Below are 15,774 nucleotides of genomic sequence, written 5' to 3'. Positions count from 1 at the left end.
TCATAAGAAGGTGTTTGAGCATGCCTTCGGTGAATGCTTTTACTGGAATATGTGGGAAAAGGAGGGTAACATGCTTTATATTGGCGTAGATTTAGGTACTTCTGCAGTGAAATTATTACTGATGAATGCAGAAGGTAAAATCGAAAGTGTAGTATCTAAGGAATATCCATTGTATTTTCCACATCCGGGTTGGTCTGAACAGAATCCGGAAGACTGGTGGAGTGCAGTGTTAGAAGGATTAAAGGAACTGACTGAAAATTGTGATAAGAGCCAGATTGCAGGTATCAGTTTTGGTGGACAGATGCATGGAATGGTTGCGTTGGATGAAAATGATGACGTTATCCGTCCGGCAATTTTGTGGAATGATGGACGTACCCAGAAGCAGACAGATTATCTGAACAACGTGATCGGAAAAGAAACACTGTCCAAGTATACTGCAAATATTGCATTTGCAGGATTTACCGCTCCGAAGATCCTCTGGATGAAGGAAGAAGAACCGGAGAATTTTGCAAGAACCAAAATGATCATGCTGCCAAAGGATTATATTGCATTTAAATTGTCTGGCGTATACAGCACAGATGTATCAGATGCATCCGGTATGCTGATTTTTGATGTAAAGAATAAATGCTGGTCAAAAGAAATGCTGGATATCTGCGGTATCACAGAAGAACAGGTACCAAAGATCTTTGAAAGCTATGAGACGGTAGGAACCATTTTACCGGAAGTAGCAAAAGAACTGGGATTTCCAGAGACTGTAAAGATTGTAGCAGGTGCCGGTGATAACGCAGCGGCAGCAGTAGGAACCGGAACCGTAGGTGATGGAAGATGTAACATCTCCCTTGGAACCAGCGGAACCATCTTTATTTCCAGTAAGACATTTGGCGTAGACGAGCACAATGCATTACATTCCTTTGCTCATGCAGACGGATATTATCATCTGATGGGCTGCATGCTTTCCGCAGCTTCCTGCAACAAGTGGTGGATGGATGAGATCATCGGAACCAAAGATTACGCAGCAGAGCAGGAAAAGATCAAAAAACTTGGAGAAAACCATGTATTCTTCCTGCCATACCTGATGGGAGAACGTTCTCCTCACAACAATCCGAATGCAAGAGGAACTTTCATCGGTATGACCATGGATACCACAAGAGCCGATATGACACAGGCTGTTCTGGAAGGTGTAGCATTTGCTATCCGTGATTCCTTTGAAGTAGCCAAGTCACTTGGTATTAAGATCGAGAGAACCAAGATCTGTGGAGGTGGAGCAAAGAGTCCACTGTGGAAAAAGATCATTGCCAATGTACTGGGAATTAAAGTTGATGTAATCGAAAGCGAAGAAGGCCCTGGATATGGCGGAGCTATGCTGGCTGCAGTAGCATGCGGAGAATTTGCATCCGTAGAAGAAGCAGCAGAAAAGCTGGTCAAAGTAATCGATACCATCGAACCAGATCCGGAACTGGTAGAAAAATACAATGACAGATATGCAAAATTTGCAAAGATCTATCCGACAGTAAAAGGACTGTTTGATGAGGTGACAATCTAAAAAAGAGATAAGGGGACCACGCTGTTGGTCCCTTTCTGTTTAAAATGGGGGCGAAAATCATGAGCAAGAAAATACGCTGGGGACTTCTTGGAGCCGGAAAGATTTTGGACCGTTGGATGAAAGGGGCACGTCAGATTGATGATATGGAGATCGTGGCAGTAGCATCCAGAACCAGAGAAAGTGCTGCAAAGACCGCGGAAAAGTTTCAGATACCGGAAGTGATGACATATGAAGAGATGCTGGCAAGAGAAGATATTGACATTGTCTATATCCCGGTACCGCATACCGCACATATGGAGCTGGCAATCAAAGCTATGGAAGCTGGAAAGTCTGTACTGGTGGAAAAACCAGCAGGTATCAATGTGCATCAGTGGGAGAAAATGACAGAGTGTGCGAAGAAGAATCAGGTATTCCTGATGGAAGCAGTATGGACCAGATTCTTCCCATTGATCAAAGAGATCGAGGCACATTTAAAGGACATCGGAGATGTGCGTGTAGTAAGCACCAATTTTTCTTTCCGCAATGAAGATATGACATCCAGATTAATGGATCCGAACCGTGCAGGAGGAAGTCTTCTGGACGTAGGAGTATACGATCTGCATTTTACCAAGATGATACTGAAAAAAGAACCGATATCCATCAGCGGTGTGGCATCTATGGATACAGATGAACATCATCTGCAGGTGGATGAACAGGCAGCATGGATTGCCCAGTATGATAAAGGTGAATTGGGTCTGATGTGCAGTGCCATACGTACTGATATGATTGATACGGCTTATATCTATGGTACAAAAGGACATATGGTGATCCCGCAGTTCTGGAAACCATGGCAGCTACAACTGACAGTGGGAGACAAAACAGAAACTATTGAATGTCCGGCACCACAGAAGATTGCAGGAATTGAAGATGAAGGATATCAATTCGAGATCGCACATGTGAATCAGTGTATCCGAAATGGAATCAAAGAATCACCGGTCATGACCTGGGAAGAGACTGCATCAATATTAAAACAGTGTGATATGTTAAGAAAACAGTGGGGATTAAAATATCCACAGGATTAAAATTTATAGCATATAATGATAGATATTATAAGACTGTTGAAAAAGCTCATGGAGAAATACCATGAGCTTTTTTATGCGTAAGGGTGTTTGGGATTTATAATAACGATAAGCGTAAAATAAATTGCTTTACTAACATTAACAAACAAAATATTAGAATAGCAAACAAAATATGAAATGCATTATATTTTGTGCTAGCTCTTGATATGGTATATATTAAATAGAGTGAAAATGGTTTATAGGAAGGATGTGTTTTATGAAAGCAAAAGTGAATTTATCATGGATCACTTTTATTGTTATTGCACAATGCGTAATATTGTTGATTTCATCTTGTATTATAGGAATTACCAGTTTTTATTCAAAAAGAGACAGTATTTCAGAAATGCTAAAAGCAAACACTAACCAAGTGGCTGAATTACTCGGAAAGGATTTAAATAGTATATATACCATTGCGGATAATTCTTATTTGAATATTTCAGTACAACAGGCATTACAAAGAGATAATGCTCAGGAATCTTCAGTTTATGAAAAATATTGTACGCATCAGCTGTTGGAATCTTTGAGCACAAGTCATCCAGCCATTAGCGATATGATTATTTATCCTTTAATTGGAGAACCATATCATATTCAAAATGATATTGTTGGAATTCAGAACTGCTATGAACTCAGGGAGAAGAAGTGGTTTAAGCAAATTTCCAAACTTGAAAGTGGGTTTACACTTTTGCCAGAAGAAAATGGACTGATTATAAAAGGAATTGAAAAACCGTATAGTGTATTTGGTAGAACAATATATGCGTCAAGTAGTCGAAAAATTATAGGTTATCAATTTCTGGTTGTTAACACTAAATGGATTGAAACGATAAGTCAAAATGAAAAAGCGGTTATGCAGTATTATGTTTGTGATAATAAAAATATTCCTCTTTTGTTAAGAGAACAGGAAAAAAAGAAGTTTCAGTTATCAGAAAGAGAAGGATATTTTACAGAAGAATCATTAATTAACAATAATCTGAAAGTCGTGGGGCATTATGCGCGTTCCTATTTGCTTGAGGAATCCTGTAAGAGTATCATTATTGTATTGATTTGTATGAGTCCTGTCATGCTGCTCAGTTTGTTTTGCAGCAGTATATGGATAAAGTGGATCAAGCGTCCAACGTTAGAATTAACTGGAGTTATGAAACAAATTGAGCAGGGAGATTTTTGCATTCAGCTTCCACACAGTCAGGTGGAAGAAATCAATGCTTTGAGTGTACAGTTTTCTAGGATGTTAACAGAGCTTTCTATTGAAAAAGAACAGAATCGAAAATTGGAAATGCGTTTTCTTCTATCACAGTTAAATCCCCATTTTTTATATAATACACTAAATTCTATCTATTGGATGATTTTAGATGAAGAAAGAGCTATAGAGGCATGTGAAATGGTGGATGCACTGTCAAATCTTTTGCGGTATGGCTTATATGAAATTGATGCACCATCTACAGTAGGACAGGAATTAGAGCATGTAGAGCAATATTTGTTATTACAGTCCAAGAGATATGAAGATCGATTTTGCTATTTCGCAGATGTTCCAAAGGAATTACAGTCTCTGGAAATTCCCAAACTAACATTTCAACCCATTGTTGAAAATGCGATTAAGCATAGTGTGGAATTTCATATGGAAACAGTAGAAATTAAACTTACAGCTAAAAAAGAAAATGGAATCATATCCTTTTGTTTTAGTAATAATTATGCAGAATTAAAACCAATAGAATTGGAAAATTTGAAAAGAAAATTTACAGAAGATTATCGACCGAATGAAACCGAAGTGAAATCATTAGGAATAGGACTATATAATGTTTACCGAAGATTAAAATTAATGTATGGCAGTAATGCGGAGCTACAGGTACATTATGAAAATCATATGTTTATGTTGGTAATTAATATAAAAACAGAGGCGAAAGGCAGGAAAGAGACATGAGATTATTATATGTAGAAGATGAACGACTAATCCGAGAAAGTGTGGCCAAACAGATACAGAAAATGTTTCCACTGGAAGTATTTACAGCTTGTCATGGAGAAGAGGGGTTAGAACTTTTTAAAAAATATAAACCAGAAATTGTTTTAACAGATATTCGAATGCCTGTATGCGATGGATTAGAAATGACTCGCCAGATACGGGAATTGTCTCAGGATACGATAATTGTCATAGTTACCGCTTATGCAGATTTTGAATATGCCAGAACTGCACTTCAGTATCAGGTACATGATTTTTTAATTAAACCCATTACAATAAAATCAGTACAGGAAACGGTTTGTGAATTGATAGAAATGGTTAAAGTCAAAAATATGGATCGTGATAATAAATTACAGATACAAATTTCCGATATGCTTCATGGGTTGATTTCGTCAGAATCTTTATTTTGGAAAAAACAGGTCATTTTATCTGGATGTAGGATCCAGGAATATCAGAAAATAGGAGGGTTTACGCCATCTGATTCAGGTCTTATTTTGTACGCAGTAAAAAATATCATAGAAGAATTGTTGGAAGTGAAGCAGCAGAAAATTCAGTATTGCCTGATCAGTGAATCATATAACATGTTCTATCTGATTTTTTATACAGAATATTTTCATTCTACAATGCAGACACAACAAATAGAATATCAGATAAAAAAATTATGTGAAGAAATGGTGGATGTGCTGGAAAATAATTTATTCCTTCCTATTGCTCATATTGAGACAGGATTTTTCGATGGAAGAGATTTATATTCCAAATATCTGGAAGTGGAACAGTGCATGGAAAATGACAGAACAAATCAACATATGATCATACAGATGAAAGATGCAAAACTTGAAGAGGAAAGAATAATTTATGCATTATGGAAAGACAAAAAATTTGATCAAGTTGCTGAAAAACTGGTGTTATATTTCAATAAAACAAACAGCATTCAGGAAAGACAAAATCTTATGATTCGACTTTCGTATTATCTTTATATAGCCATGAATGAAGAAAAAGGCGAGAAACAACTGCTCTTTAAAGAATTTTATGATTCATTTCCAAAAATAAAACGGGAATTTTCTGAAATGGAAATTGCTGTAAGAACAACCGAAACATTAAAAAAGCTTACAGAAAAAATGGAAAAAATGGAGAAGAAAATACTACATCCTGTTATTTACAATATCCAAAAAGATATTCGTGATAATTATTCAGAAGTAAAACTTTTGAAAGATTATGCAAAGAAATATAATATTAATGCTACATATTTGAGTGAATTATTCGTGAAAGAATGTGGGAAAACTTTTTCAGATATAGTCACGGATATTAAGATGGATAAAGCAAAGAATATGTTGAATGAACCAGATGCACGTGTATACGAAGTAGCAGTGAAGTTAGGGTATCATGATGGACGTTATTTCAGTCAGTTATTTAAACGATGTACAGGTATGACGCCAAAAGAGTTCCAAAAAAGATGCGATAAATACGAATAAAGAAAACAAAATCTGAAATCTGCGATATATAACCAAAATAAACAGGGTGATAGAATATGATTACAAACAAGAAAAATAAAAAAATTGTAATAACCGTTCTTTTGACGATAGTTTTAGGAAGCGCATTTGTTTTTTCACTGTTGGGGAAAAATAAAACATCTGCAAAAGAAAAAGAACTTCTGGATGTGCTAATCTGGGGAGAAAAAACAGATCTGTTTGACCATATATTTCAGAAGTTTGAGGCAAAATATCCGTCTATAAAGATGCAAGTGTCTTTTGTTTCAGAAAGCTATTATGAAGATTTTATGCGGGAGCAGATCAGCAGTGAGAAAAAAATAGCAGATGTAATATTTATGAAACCGAAGTATGACACGTTTTTATCACTGGAAACCAGAGGACGTCTGACTGATTTGACAGGAGAAACATATCTTGATAATTATCAGTCAGAAAACCTAAAAATTTATGAAGTGAATAAATGTCAGTATGCAATTCCCTTTATATCAAATAAACTGGTTGCCTGCTATAATCTTTCAGTTTTGGAAAAACTGAATTACGAAATTCCGAAAAATGCGCAAGACTTGGAAAAGATTTTCCGAGAGGCATTAAGAAGAGGAATCACGCCAATTATTTTTGGAGGTGAAGATGAAAAAGGCTTTTATGAAATGTACATACAATGGTTGATGTTGGTACTGAGGAATTTTAATCAGACAAGCTCTTTTGCAAATGATCTTCAGAATGGAAAAGTCAGGGCAGATGATCCGGTTTTGTTGGAATACATGGAATTAATTTATAATTTGAGCCAAAAAGGTTATTTTACGAATAAAAATTTGCTGCTTAATATAGCAGAGGCTATGGATGCGTTTGAGTCAGATAAAGCAGTTGTGATAATGAGTGATATATGGTCATTATATCAGCAGTTGGGAAATGATTTCGAAAAAAATTATATGCCGGGTTCTTTGATTGTCGAGGAAGGTGAGGTAAATGAAATCAATTCTCTGAGCTTTATTCTTGGAATCGATTCAAAATCTGATGCAAAAGAAAATGCAAATCTTCTTATAGAATTTTTATCAACAGATGTGGACGAAAATGATATAGAAATGCCAGAAGGGATGCATTTACTCAATACGGAAGCAGATGAAAATTCATCATATAAAAAAGAGTATGATTATGAAGTATATATGGATAAATGTGCCTGGTGGATCAAAGAACCTTTCAAGGATATGACAGCCAGACTGCTCTCAGATCAGAAAATTGAGGATGTAATTGCGAGCACAGAAGAACTGTTTGAGAGTCTAACGATACCGACATATATATATGTACCATAAATAAAAAATAATAGGGAGGTCGAAAAATGGGTAGAAAAACAGCAATTATTACAGGTGCCAACAGAGGGGTTGGCAGAGGAGTTGCTAATGTATTTGCAGAAAAAGGATATGATCTTTTTCTTGCATACAATGGTGAGACAGAAAAGGCAAAAGAAGTGCAGCAACATGTAACCGAAAAATATGGTGTTCGATGTGAATTATTTGATTGCGATTTAAGTAAAGTGGAGGATATTTATAAGCTGGTTGATACAGCAGTTGGCATTTATGGAAAAATTGACGTACTTATGAGCAATGCAGGGGTAGGATACGAAAAATATCTGCGTTATGCAAAAGTAGAGGAAATTGATCATGTGTATATGGTGAATTACAGAGCTGGCATTCTTTTGGCAACTTTGGTTGGGCAGCATATGATTGATAATAAAATCAAAGGCAGTATGGTTTTTACTGCATCTATAAAATCTATACAGCCGACCCCTATTGATTGTATTTATGGTGGTATGAAAGCAGGCTTGAAACGTTCTGTACAATCTATTGCCAGAGAGTTTGGTCCATTTGGAATCAGAGCAAATACTGTATCACCAGGTTGTATTGCTATTAATCCAAAGGGATACGAAGATAAGACTTATGAAGGGGATGCAGATCGTATTCCGATTGGAAGAACAGGAACAGGAGAAGATATAGGATACATGGCGGCGTTCCTTTGTTCTGAAGAGGCAGGATTTATCACCGGTGCGGATTTCTTAGTTGATGGTGGACAGGCATGCGGGGTAAATTCTATGGATGAGACGGAAGATTACGACGGTATTCATGGAAGAGGAACTTATATTGTAAAGTAGGAGATTGGGATGAGAACGATTCTGTATACAGGAATTCATCAGAAGAATAATGGAATTATTGCATGGGAATATAATTGGGAAAATAAATTATTTTCCATCCTGTTTGAGAAAAGTGAGGTACAGAATATTACTTATCTCTGTAAAAGTACTGATGCTCCTTATCTGTTTGCAGCAGGTGAATATGATGGACAGGGGATGATTGCTGTGTACAGAATAATCTCGGAAGGCGAGCTACAGCTTTTGACTTCTTATATTTATAAAAAAGGAACATTCAGTCATTTACAGAGCAGTAAAGATGGAAGGCTTTTATTTGCAAGTTGTTATGGAACGGGAGAAGTATTGATATTTTCTGTTGTAGCAGAATTGCCCAAATTAGAAATGGTTAAGTCCTTTATGTTTGAAGGTAGTGGACCAAATGTAAAAAGACAAGAAAGTTCACATCCACATTCTGTGTATCTGTCTCCAGAGGAACGACTGGCAATTGTGTCAGATCTTGGAGCAGATAGACTATACATGCTTTCAATAGAGCAAAAAAGCAAAACTGTAAAATTTGAATTTGAATGGAAAGCAACTCCTGGTTGCGGACCGCGGCATATAGCTTTTCACCCTGATGGGAAATGGTGTTATCTGTTGACAGAATTATCATCGGAAATCTATGTTTTTACGTATGAAGAATCTTGGAAAAACATACAGAAGATTTCAGCTCTTCCAGAGAGTTTTGTTGGAGAAAATCTGGCGGCAGATATATTGGTTTCTAAAGACGGAAAATATTTATATGCAAGTAACAGGGGATGTAACAATGTGTCTGTTTTTAAGATTGAGCAGGATACAGGTCTGTTGCATTTTTGCAAAAGTGTTTCGACTAAGGGTTGGACCAGAGCAATTGAACTTTCGGAAAAAGAGGAAATATTTTTTGCTCTAAATGAAGAATATGCAGATTCAATTGGAGAGCTGGAGGCATTTTCTATGAACGGTGGTATGCCAGAACAGGCAGTCTCAAACAGACGATGTATTTTTGCATATTCATTTTGTGCAATGTAACGAGATACTTATATATAAAAATGAGTGTAAAAAATAAGATAAATGATATGGAGGGCGCTTATGAAAACAACAAAGAAATTAAAAAGAATGGTTGCAGGAGTATTGGCTTCGCTTATGGCAATGTCTGGGACAGCAAACGTCTGGGCAGCGGATACGGAAGAAAATGTACATTTATCAATGGCATTCTGGGCAGAACAGTCGGAGATTGATCGATTGGATCAGCTCCTGGAAATTTGGAAAGCAGATCATCCTAATGTAACATTGGATTATACATATTGTGCAGGTCCAGATTATCCTACCAAGTTACAAGTGTGGTTTTCCTCTGGGAAGGCACCGGATGTTATCCGTATGTCGCGTGATATTTTTTCCCCATTTGCATCTGAGGATTTATTTGCTGATTTGACACCGTATTTGGAGGCAAGTGGATCAGCAGGTTGCTGGGACGAAAGTTTGTTGGATATTTTTGATTTTGATGGAGAACTGCTTTCTCTTCCTTATATGTATTCTAATTATGTAATTGCATACAATAAAGACATTTTTGATGAAGCAAATCTGGAATATCCTACTGCGGATTGGACAGAAACAGAATTTGTAGAACTTGCCAAAACACTAACTTCTGGTGAGGGACCTGAGAAAACATATGGTATGTGGTTTGGCGGTTGGGTGTGTGAACTTGTACGAGCACTCTATGGAGAACCGAAAATGTATGATACAGAAAATATGGTTATGCAGGCAACAAATAATGAAAAGTTCAAAGCAGCATTCCAGCTTCTTGGGGATCTTCATAAAGATGGATATTGTTCTAATGAAGTAACAAAAACAACGACAACAGGTGGATTTGTTACTGGAAAATATGCCATGGCTATAGCAATGACGGGTGATATTGCAAGTTATCAGAAACAGATTGGTGACAATTTTAAATGGGATATTGTGGAACTTCCAATTAGTGAAACGTATGACACGCGTTGGAATACGAATATGCGGCTTCAGGGTTTTGGTATGTCTAAAACAACAGAGCATCCGGAATTGGCATATGATCTTATAGAATATATGACAACCAATTATGAAGTTCAGAAAGCAGTGGATGAGGATGGCGTAGGCATTCCGGCACTTACCGAGTATCTGGAAAGTGAGGAGTTTAAGACCAACTATGGAGGCGGTGTAGCTTACAATAAAGAAGCCTTTGTAAACATGGCAAAAGTAGGCACTTCATGGGAGTATGCAGGAATTTGGGCAGATATTAATGATACTTTGACCAGTGAGTTCAATGCTTACATTACAGGTGCAACCGATATTGATACAGCACTTGATAACTTGCAGAAAAAAGGTGAGGCTGTTATTGAAGCGGCTAAATCCTGACAAAAACACATCCCAGATTATGAAAGAGAGAAATGATGAAGAAAAATAGAAAGAGAAATGGCATTTACAGAGAGAAAGATTTTTATATATTTGTAGGACTCTGGATTATCGGATTCATTGCATTTACATTGATTCCGATGGGGTATTCATTATATGCATCTTTTACTAAGTGGGATGGCGTTTCTGCACCTCAGTTTAATGGGGTGCAGAACTATATAAGAATGTTTGTGCAAGATGAACGATTCTGGGGAAGTTTGAAAAATACATTGTACTATACGGTAGTTTCTGTTCCATTGAATATTGGGATTGCACTACTTCTTGCTATTTTACTTAACAAAAGATTACCAGGAACCAATATTTTCAGAGGAATTATTTATGCACCGTCGGTTTTAGCAGGTGTAGCGGTTTACATGGGGTGGACTTATCTTTATGGAAATGATACAGGAATGATAAATCATTTGTTATATAAGATCTTTCATATCATTGGACCTAACTGGCTCCAGGATGCGAATTGGGCTATGACAGCACTGATTATCATGAATGTTTTTACCTGTGGAAGTGTTATGTTGATTATTCTGGCAGGCTTACAAGATGTACCTGCTATATATTATGAAGCTGCGAAGTTGGATGGTGCATCACCATTCAAAATGTTTATAAAGATAACGATGCCTATGTTGTCACCGGTCTTGTTTTATGTATTAATTATGCAGGTGATTGGCGCACTCCAAATTTTTACTCAGCCGTATATTATGACCCAGGGTGGACCAATGTTCTCTACGTATACATTCGGGTTGCATTTATACAATCAAGCATTTCGTTACTATGACTTTGGATATTCCTGTGCTTTGGCTTGGGTACTATTTGCAGTAATTATGTCGATTAGTATTGTGATTTTTAAGTCTTCCAAACTTTGGGTATTTTACAGAGAGGATGTGGATTGATGAAACAGAAAGCTTTTTTTAAATATAAAACCAGCAAAATATTGGTTGAAATAATTTTGATTATTGTGGCAATTATGTTTCTATTTCCGCTGTTGTGGATGTTTTGTGCTTCGTTTTATGATACAACACAGGCTTCACAGTATCCACCGAGGTTGTTTCCAGATCCGATAAGTCTTCGAAGCTATCTATATGTATTTAGTGATAAACGCATTCCAAGATATTTTTTAAATACATTTTTACTTACTGTTATTTGTGTAGTGGGAACGCTGATAACAGCATCATTGACAGCTTTTGGATTTGCAAAGCTGAAATCAAGATTTAAGAATATTTTATTTTTTATATTGCTTAGTACAATGATGATACCATCATCAGTAACGTTACTTCCAACTTACACGATTTTCAGTAAGTTTGGTTTGGTAAATACTTATTGGCCGTTAATTATTCCTAGCCTTTTTGGTGGGGGTGCGTTTTATATTTTTTTACTCCGCCAGTTTTTTGCGGCAATTCCGAATGAGCTGTCAGAGGCTGCAATTGTAGATGGTTGTTCTTGGTTTGGAGTATTTTGGAAAGTAGTATTTCCAAATGCAAAACCGGCATTAATTGTTGTGGTGATTAATCAATTTGTATATTCCTGGAATGATTATTTTGCACCGATGATCTATTTGCAGCAACCAGAGAAATATACGGTATCTCTTGGAATCAGTTTTTTCAAGAGCATGTATGGAAGTATGATTGATGTAGGACCGATGATGGCAGTGGCAATGTTGGCTATCGTTCCTATCTTGATTTTGTATATTTCCTGTCAGAAATATTTTATTGAAGGAGTTGTAACAAGCGGAATTAAAGGATAAAAACATGGAAAATAGAGATGTGTTGAAATAAGAAAGGATGAAATGTTGTTATGAAATTTGAGGAAGGCTACTATATTACACCGTCCAATTTACCAAATAAAGGAATTCTTTTTATGGATCATACAGCCAATAATCGTAGTGGGCATTTGGGACATGCGCTTGTGCAATGCGAGAATGGAGATATTCTTGCTTTTTATCCTAATTGTTCTGATGATGGTGGAGGTCATTCGGCAGTGGGATGGATGGAATATAAACGTTCCAGAGATTTTGGAAAAACCTGGGAGCCATCTATGATATATACTTATTCAAAACAATATTTTCAGTTGGGCATCAATACATCTGTAATGGCAGAAAAAGCAGTTGTTACAAATGATGGAACGATTGTGATATTTCATTTGTTGTGTGATATTTCAGAAAATCCATTGTGGGAACCTTATAGAGTACCCACTTATAGTCGGAGTTTTGATCAGGGTCTTACATGGTCGAAAGCTGAAGAAATTGATAAGGATTGCGGGCGCATATATGATGCAGTATATTATGAAAAAGAAATTTTTGTTTTGAAATTTTGTAATGACGCACGAATAAACTGGACGGGATGTTTGCCGGAACATCAGTATAAAATATATGTAAGTAATGATAGTGGAGCATCTTTCCATAAAAGAAGTGTAATTCCTTTTTCAACTTATGGACGTGGCTATGGAACGCTTTGCTTTCTGAAAAATGGAGATCTCATTGCATACTGTTACAACAGTGCAGATGAATATCACGCTGATTATGTAATTAGCCATGACTCTGGAAGAACCTGGGAAAAACCTGAAAAAGCTTATTTTGCTAAGAAACTGCGAAATCCACAGATGATAGCTTTTGGGGATGGTTACTTGATGCATGGAAGAAGCGGAAATACAGAGCCAGATGCTGGGAATTTTGTCTTGTACTATTCGGAAAACGGTATAGAGTGGGATGATGGACGGATATTGGCAAAATGCGAAGCTGGATATGGGGCTTATTCAAATAGCATCATTATTGATGAACCGAATCGAGAAAGAGTATATATACACAGTTCGCATGCATATGCAGATAATAAAACAAACATTCTTGCTTGGTGGGTAGATAAAATATGATTTTGTGGCTTAAAATGTAGTAAGAAAAGAATCTCTTATAGAAGTTGAAAAATCTGGCTTCTATGAGAGATTTTTGATATCTAATTTAAAAGAAGTTTTTTAATGTATGAATATAAATGTTTATGAAACAAGTTAATTCAAGTATTATCAGTAATATAATTCACATGTGATTTTTCATTCAAAAAGCAAGTCAATTTTCTAGAACATACTCTTCAAAAAATGGCAGTGTAAATTTAACATATCCTCGTGTTTCGCCATCGATCAGACCTTTTCGGATCAGACGCTTTCGATAAGGATTAAATTCATTTGTTTCCATGTGCAGGAATTCACGAATCTCGCTGATTTTTCCACTTTTTATCTGAGCAATTCCTCTGGCAACGATTTTATCTTTTGCAGATAATTCAGACCAGAGCTTATCATATACAAATTCACTTAAATATTGTTCATACTGTGGAATGATTGATTTGTAATCACCATTTTGATTCCAGGTCAGATAACCAAGTACCTGAAATGCGAATGGATACCCCATTGTAAGACGGGCCATTTCAGATGCTTGATTTTCGTTTATATGAAAAATAGTCTGATACTTATAAATGATAGCACGATTATTCAGAGGTTTTAATGATACTTTTGGTGCCCGGTATAAAAAAGTAAGGTTTTTCTCATTCTGCAATTCTTCAACATTTTCATATAATCCGGTTCCCAGAAAAAAAACTGGTAAATCCTGGCGGACAAAAATCTGAAATGATGCAGCAAAGATCTGCATGTATTCATTATTAGTTACTTCATCAATAGTGATTAAAACGCGTTTTCCTGCTTTTTTCACTCGTTCTAATATCGCAATAATTGCGGTCTCTGTGTCTGTTATCTGATGAGTGCCTTCTACTTCTATGCCAAATCCAAAAAAGGATAAATTTATTCTGGCAGATTCTATCAAACCGGAACAGAATTGGTTACTATATAATTTGGATAGCATTCCATTCAATAAATCGGTAGAAGGATTCAGTTCAATTACAATCCAATCATTCCGTTCATTTAATTTGTGGGAAATATCAGTCATCATAACTGTTTTTCCAGAGCCTCTGATACCTGTAAGAAGAAAGATTTGCTGATTCACTGGTTCGGCAGTAAAGGCATTTATAATTTCATTTATTTGTAAAGGACGTTCGATAGATTCTAAAGGACTTTTGCCAAAAGTGAGCGTAAATGGATTTTGCATAGTTCACACCTCTTTTACTGTTCTTTACTGTTATAACTATATTTTACTGTCCTTTACTGTTTCTGTCAACGGCATGAGCCTATAATTTCCCTGCGATTCGTTCTGCAATTTTCTGCGGCAGCTGCACTCTTGTGATCAGAAAGATTTCAAAGATTACAAAGAAGTGTGCCAGGAACATGCTGACTACCACGCCGTTGGATGTCAGCAGATAGCCACTTTTGAATCCATACAGTGCCAGAAGTGCTGTGGACAGCAGCACCAGAAGCAGGATTGGAAACTGACTGACCAGTTCTTTCATGGAGATACAAAAATCTTTAAAGGATGCATCAAAGTAGACAAATCTTCCAATGATCATGGTAATAAAATAAAACAGGATTGCATCATAATTATCATCCAGATAGATGAATTTAATATAAGCGAAAATGATCAGCATATACAGCATGCCGGCCATACGCAGGGTGCTTTTTTCCTCTTTTTCGATAATACGAAGCGGAATAAAAAAGTGATCCACGATGCTGATCAGGATAATGCTGACAATAATAAAAGACAGCAGGATAAAATCACGGTAATTCTCCCAGAAAGCCCAGGTTCTTGCAGAGGCACTGAAGTAATCAAAGTCAATCAGGAAGAAGATCCCGGTGAAGAACAGGGTAGAGCTGGCGGAAAGCATCAGTTCATAATAACGTTCAGTATAACGGTTAAACAGGTCAGTCATGGCAAAGACACGGTCGGACTGACGATAGTGCATCGCTTTGTTTTTGGCTGCGATCAGCAGTATAACGTGAATCAGAATCACAACAGCCAGAGACACCAGTAAAAAGAACAGAAGTCCCGGAAAAGAAAGATAATGTCGAATATAATCCGTAAGATACATATAAATCACCTCGAGTTTAAATAGAATTCAAGAATCAGTGATGCTGCAGAGCGCCGATCTGCAGGTTTCTGATAATTCTGAACGGATAAAGATTACTACAAAACAATCCGTACTGGCAATGTTTTTTCAAAAAAATAAGAAAAT

At 36.5% G+C, this 15,774-nt stretch carries 13 protein-coding genes; 11 read left to right on the top strand and 2 right to left on the bottom strand.

The features are described from left to right. Positions 1-70 precede the first annotated feature (70 nt). The 11 genes from xylB to H8716_RS09170 all read left to right on the top strand — a co-directional run bounded on the left by xylB (position 71) and on the right by H8716_RS09170 (position 13,537). Complete coding sequence (gene xylB, locus H8716_RS09220; RefSeq protein ID WP_249308352.1) at positions 71-1,543, top strand: xylulokinase; 1,473 nt, start codon at positions 71-73, stop codon at positions 1,541-1,543. A gap of 59 nt (positions 1,544-1,602) precedes the next feature. Further along, positions 1,603-2,604, top strand: a complete 1,002-nt coding sequence (locus H8716_RS09215; protein ID WP_249308350.1) for a Gfo/Idh/MocA family protein — start codon at positions 1,603-1,605, stop codon at positions 2,602-2,604. A gap of 253 nt (positions 2,605-2,857) precedes the next feature. Then, positions 2,858-4,555 (top strand): sensor histidine kinase, encoded by a 1,698-nt coding sequence (locus H8716_RS09210; RefSeq protein ID WP_249308349.1) that lies wholly within the window; start codon positions 2,858-2,860, stop codon positions 4,553-4,555. Then, positions 4,552-6,063 carry a response regulator transcription factor gene (locus H8716_RS09205; protein ID WP_249308347.1) on the top strand — a complete coding sequence of 504 codons (1,512 nt, stop codon included), beginning with the start codon at positions 4,552-4,554 and terminating at the stop codon, positions 6,061-6,063. Before H8716_RS09210 ends, H8716_RS09205 begins: the two co-directional genes overlap by 4 nt. Positions 6,064-6,119: 56 nt before the next feature. Then, positions 6,120-7,388, top strand: coding sequence for an ABC transporter substrate-binding protein (locus H8716_RS09200; protein WP_283243064.1), 1,269 nt, complete (start codon positions 6,120-6,122; stop codon positions 7,386-7,388). A gap of 26 nt (positions 7,389-7,414) precedes the next feature. Then, positions 7,415-8,224: an SDR family NAD(P)-dependent oxidoreductase gene (locus tag H8716_RS09195; RefSeq protein WP_249308344.1), complete on the top strand. Its 810-nt coding sequence runs from the start codon at positions 7,415-7,417 to the stop codon at positions 8,222-8,224. 9 nt (positions 8,225-8,233) lie between these two features. After that, complete coding sequence (locus H8716_RS09190; RefSeq protein WP_249308342.1) at positions 8,234-9,265, top strand: lactonase family protein; 1,032 nt, start codon at positions 8,234-8,236, stop codon at positions 9,263-9,265. 60 nt (positions 9,266-9,325) lie between these two features. Further along, positions 9,326-10,624: an extracellular solute-binding protein gene (locus H8716_RS09185; RefSeq protein WP_249308340.1), complete on the top strand. Its 1,299-nt coding sequence runs from the start codon at positions 9,326-9,328 to the stop codon at positions 10,622-10,624. Between the two features lie 32 nt (positions 10,625-10,656). Further along, a complete protein-coding gene (locus tag H8716_RS09180; RefSeq protein WP_249308338.1) occupies positions 10,657-11,565 on the top strand; it encodes a carbohydrate ABC transporter permease in 909 nt (302 codons plus the stop codon). Next, complete coding sequence (locus H8716_RS09175) at positions 11,565-12,416, top strand: carbohydrate ABC transporter permease (protein ID WP_249308336.1); 852 nt, start codon at positions 11,565-11,567, stop codon at positions 12,414-12,416. Before H8716_RS09180 ends, H8716_RS09175 begins: the two co-directional genes overlap by 1 nt. A gap of 50 nt (positions 12,417-12,466) precedes the next feature. After that, on the top strand, positions 12,467-13,537 hold the full coding sequence (locus H8716_RS09170; protein WP_249308334.1) for a sialidase family protein: 1,071 nt from the start codon (positions 12,467-12,469) through the stop codon (positions 13,535-13,537). 190 nt (positions 13,538-13,727) lie between these two features. Here H8716_RS09170 and H8716_RS09165 read toward each other — a convergent pair whose 3' ends face one another. Together H8716_RS09165 and H8716_RS09160 are read right to left on the bottom strand one after the other, a co-directional pair. Further along, the gene (locus tag H8716_RS09165) at positions 13,728-14,756 is read right to left on the bottom strand and encodes an ATP-binding protein (protein ID WP_249308333.1); all 1,029 of its coding nucleotides are present in this window, start codon (positions 14,754-14,756) and stop codon (positions 13,728-13,730) included. Between the two features lie 79 nt (positions 14,757-14,835). Continuing rightward, positions 14,836-15,630, bottom strand: coding sequence for a hypothetical protein (locus H8716_RS09160; RefSeq protein ID WP_249308331.1), 795 nt, complete (start codon positions 15,628-15,630; stop codon positions 14,836-14,838). Between the last annotated feature and the right edge of the window lie 144 nt (positions 15,631-15,774).

The organism is Jingyaoa shaoxingensis (assembly GCF_014385005.1).
GTDB classification, from domain to species: Bacteria; Bacillota; Clostridia; order Lachnospirales; family Lachnospiraceae; genus Marvinbryantia; species Marvinbryantia shaoxingensis.
The sequence above is the reverse complement of the archived record's forward strand: the minus strand, read 5'-3'. Positions and strand labels throughout refer to the sequence as shown.

What these genes read in the sequence shown, in the direction of transcription:
- xylB (WP_249308352.1), top strand. Translation starts at nt 71, where the DNA reads ATGCTTTATATTGGCGTAGATTTAGGTACTTCTGCAGTGAAATTATTA.
- H8716_RS09215 (WP_249308350.1), top strand. Translation starts at nt 1,603, where the DNA reads ATGAGCAAGAAAATACGCTGGGGACTTCTTGGAGCCGGAAAGATTTTG.
- H8716_RS09210 (WP_249308349.1), top strand. Translation starts at nt 2,858, where the DNA reads ATGAAAGCAAAAGTGAATTTATCATGGATCACTTTTATTGTTATTGCA.
- H8716_RS09205 (WP_249308347.1), top strand. Translation starts at nt 4,552, where the DNA reads ATGAGATTATTATATGTAGAAGATGAACGACTAATCCGAGAAAGTGTG.
- H8716_RS09200 (WP_283243064.1), top strand. Translation starts at nt 6,120, where the DNA reads ATGATTACAAACAAGAAAAATAAAAAAATTGTAATAACCGTTCTTTTG.
- H8716_RS09195 (WP_249308344.1), top strand. Translation starts at nt 7,415, where the DNA reads ATGGGTAGAAAAACAGCAATTATTACAGGTGCCAACAGAGGGGTTGGC.
- H8716_RS09190 (WP_249308342.1), top strand. Translation starts at nt 8,234, where the DNA reads ATGAGAACGATTCTGTATACAGGAATTCATCAGAAGAATAATGGAATT.
- H8716_RS09185 (WP_249308340.1), top strand. Translation starts at nt 9,326, where the DNA reads ATGAAAACAACAAAGAAATTAAAAAGAATGGTTGCAGGAGTATTGGCT.
- H8716_RS09180 (WP_249308338.1), top strand. Translation starts at nt 10,657, where the DNA reads ATGATGAAGAAAAATAGAAAGAGAAATGGCATTTACAGAGAGAAAGAT.
- H8716_RS09175 (WP_249308336.1), top strand. Translation starts at nt 11,565, where the DNA reads ATGAAACAGAAAGCTTTTTTTAAATATAAAACCAGCAAAATATTGGTT.
- H8716_RS09170 (WP_249308334.1), top strand. Translation starts at nt 12,467, where the DNA reads ATGAAATTTGAGGAAGGCTACTATATTACACCGTCCAATTTACCAAAT.
- H8716_RS09165 (WP_249308333.1), bottom strand. Translation starts at nt 14,756, where the DNA reads ATGCAAAATCCATTTACGCTCACTTTTGGCAAAAGTCCTTTAGAATCT.
- H8716_RS09160 (WP_249308331.1), bottom strand. Translation starts at nt 15,630, where the DNA reads ATGTATCTTACGGATTATATTCGACATTATCTTTCTTTTCCGGGACTT.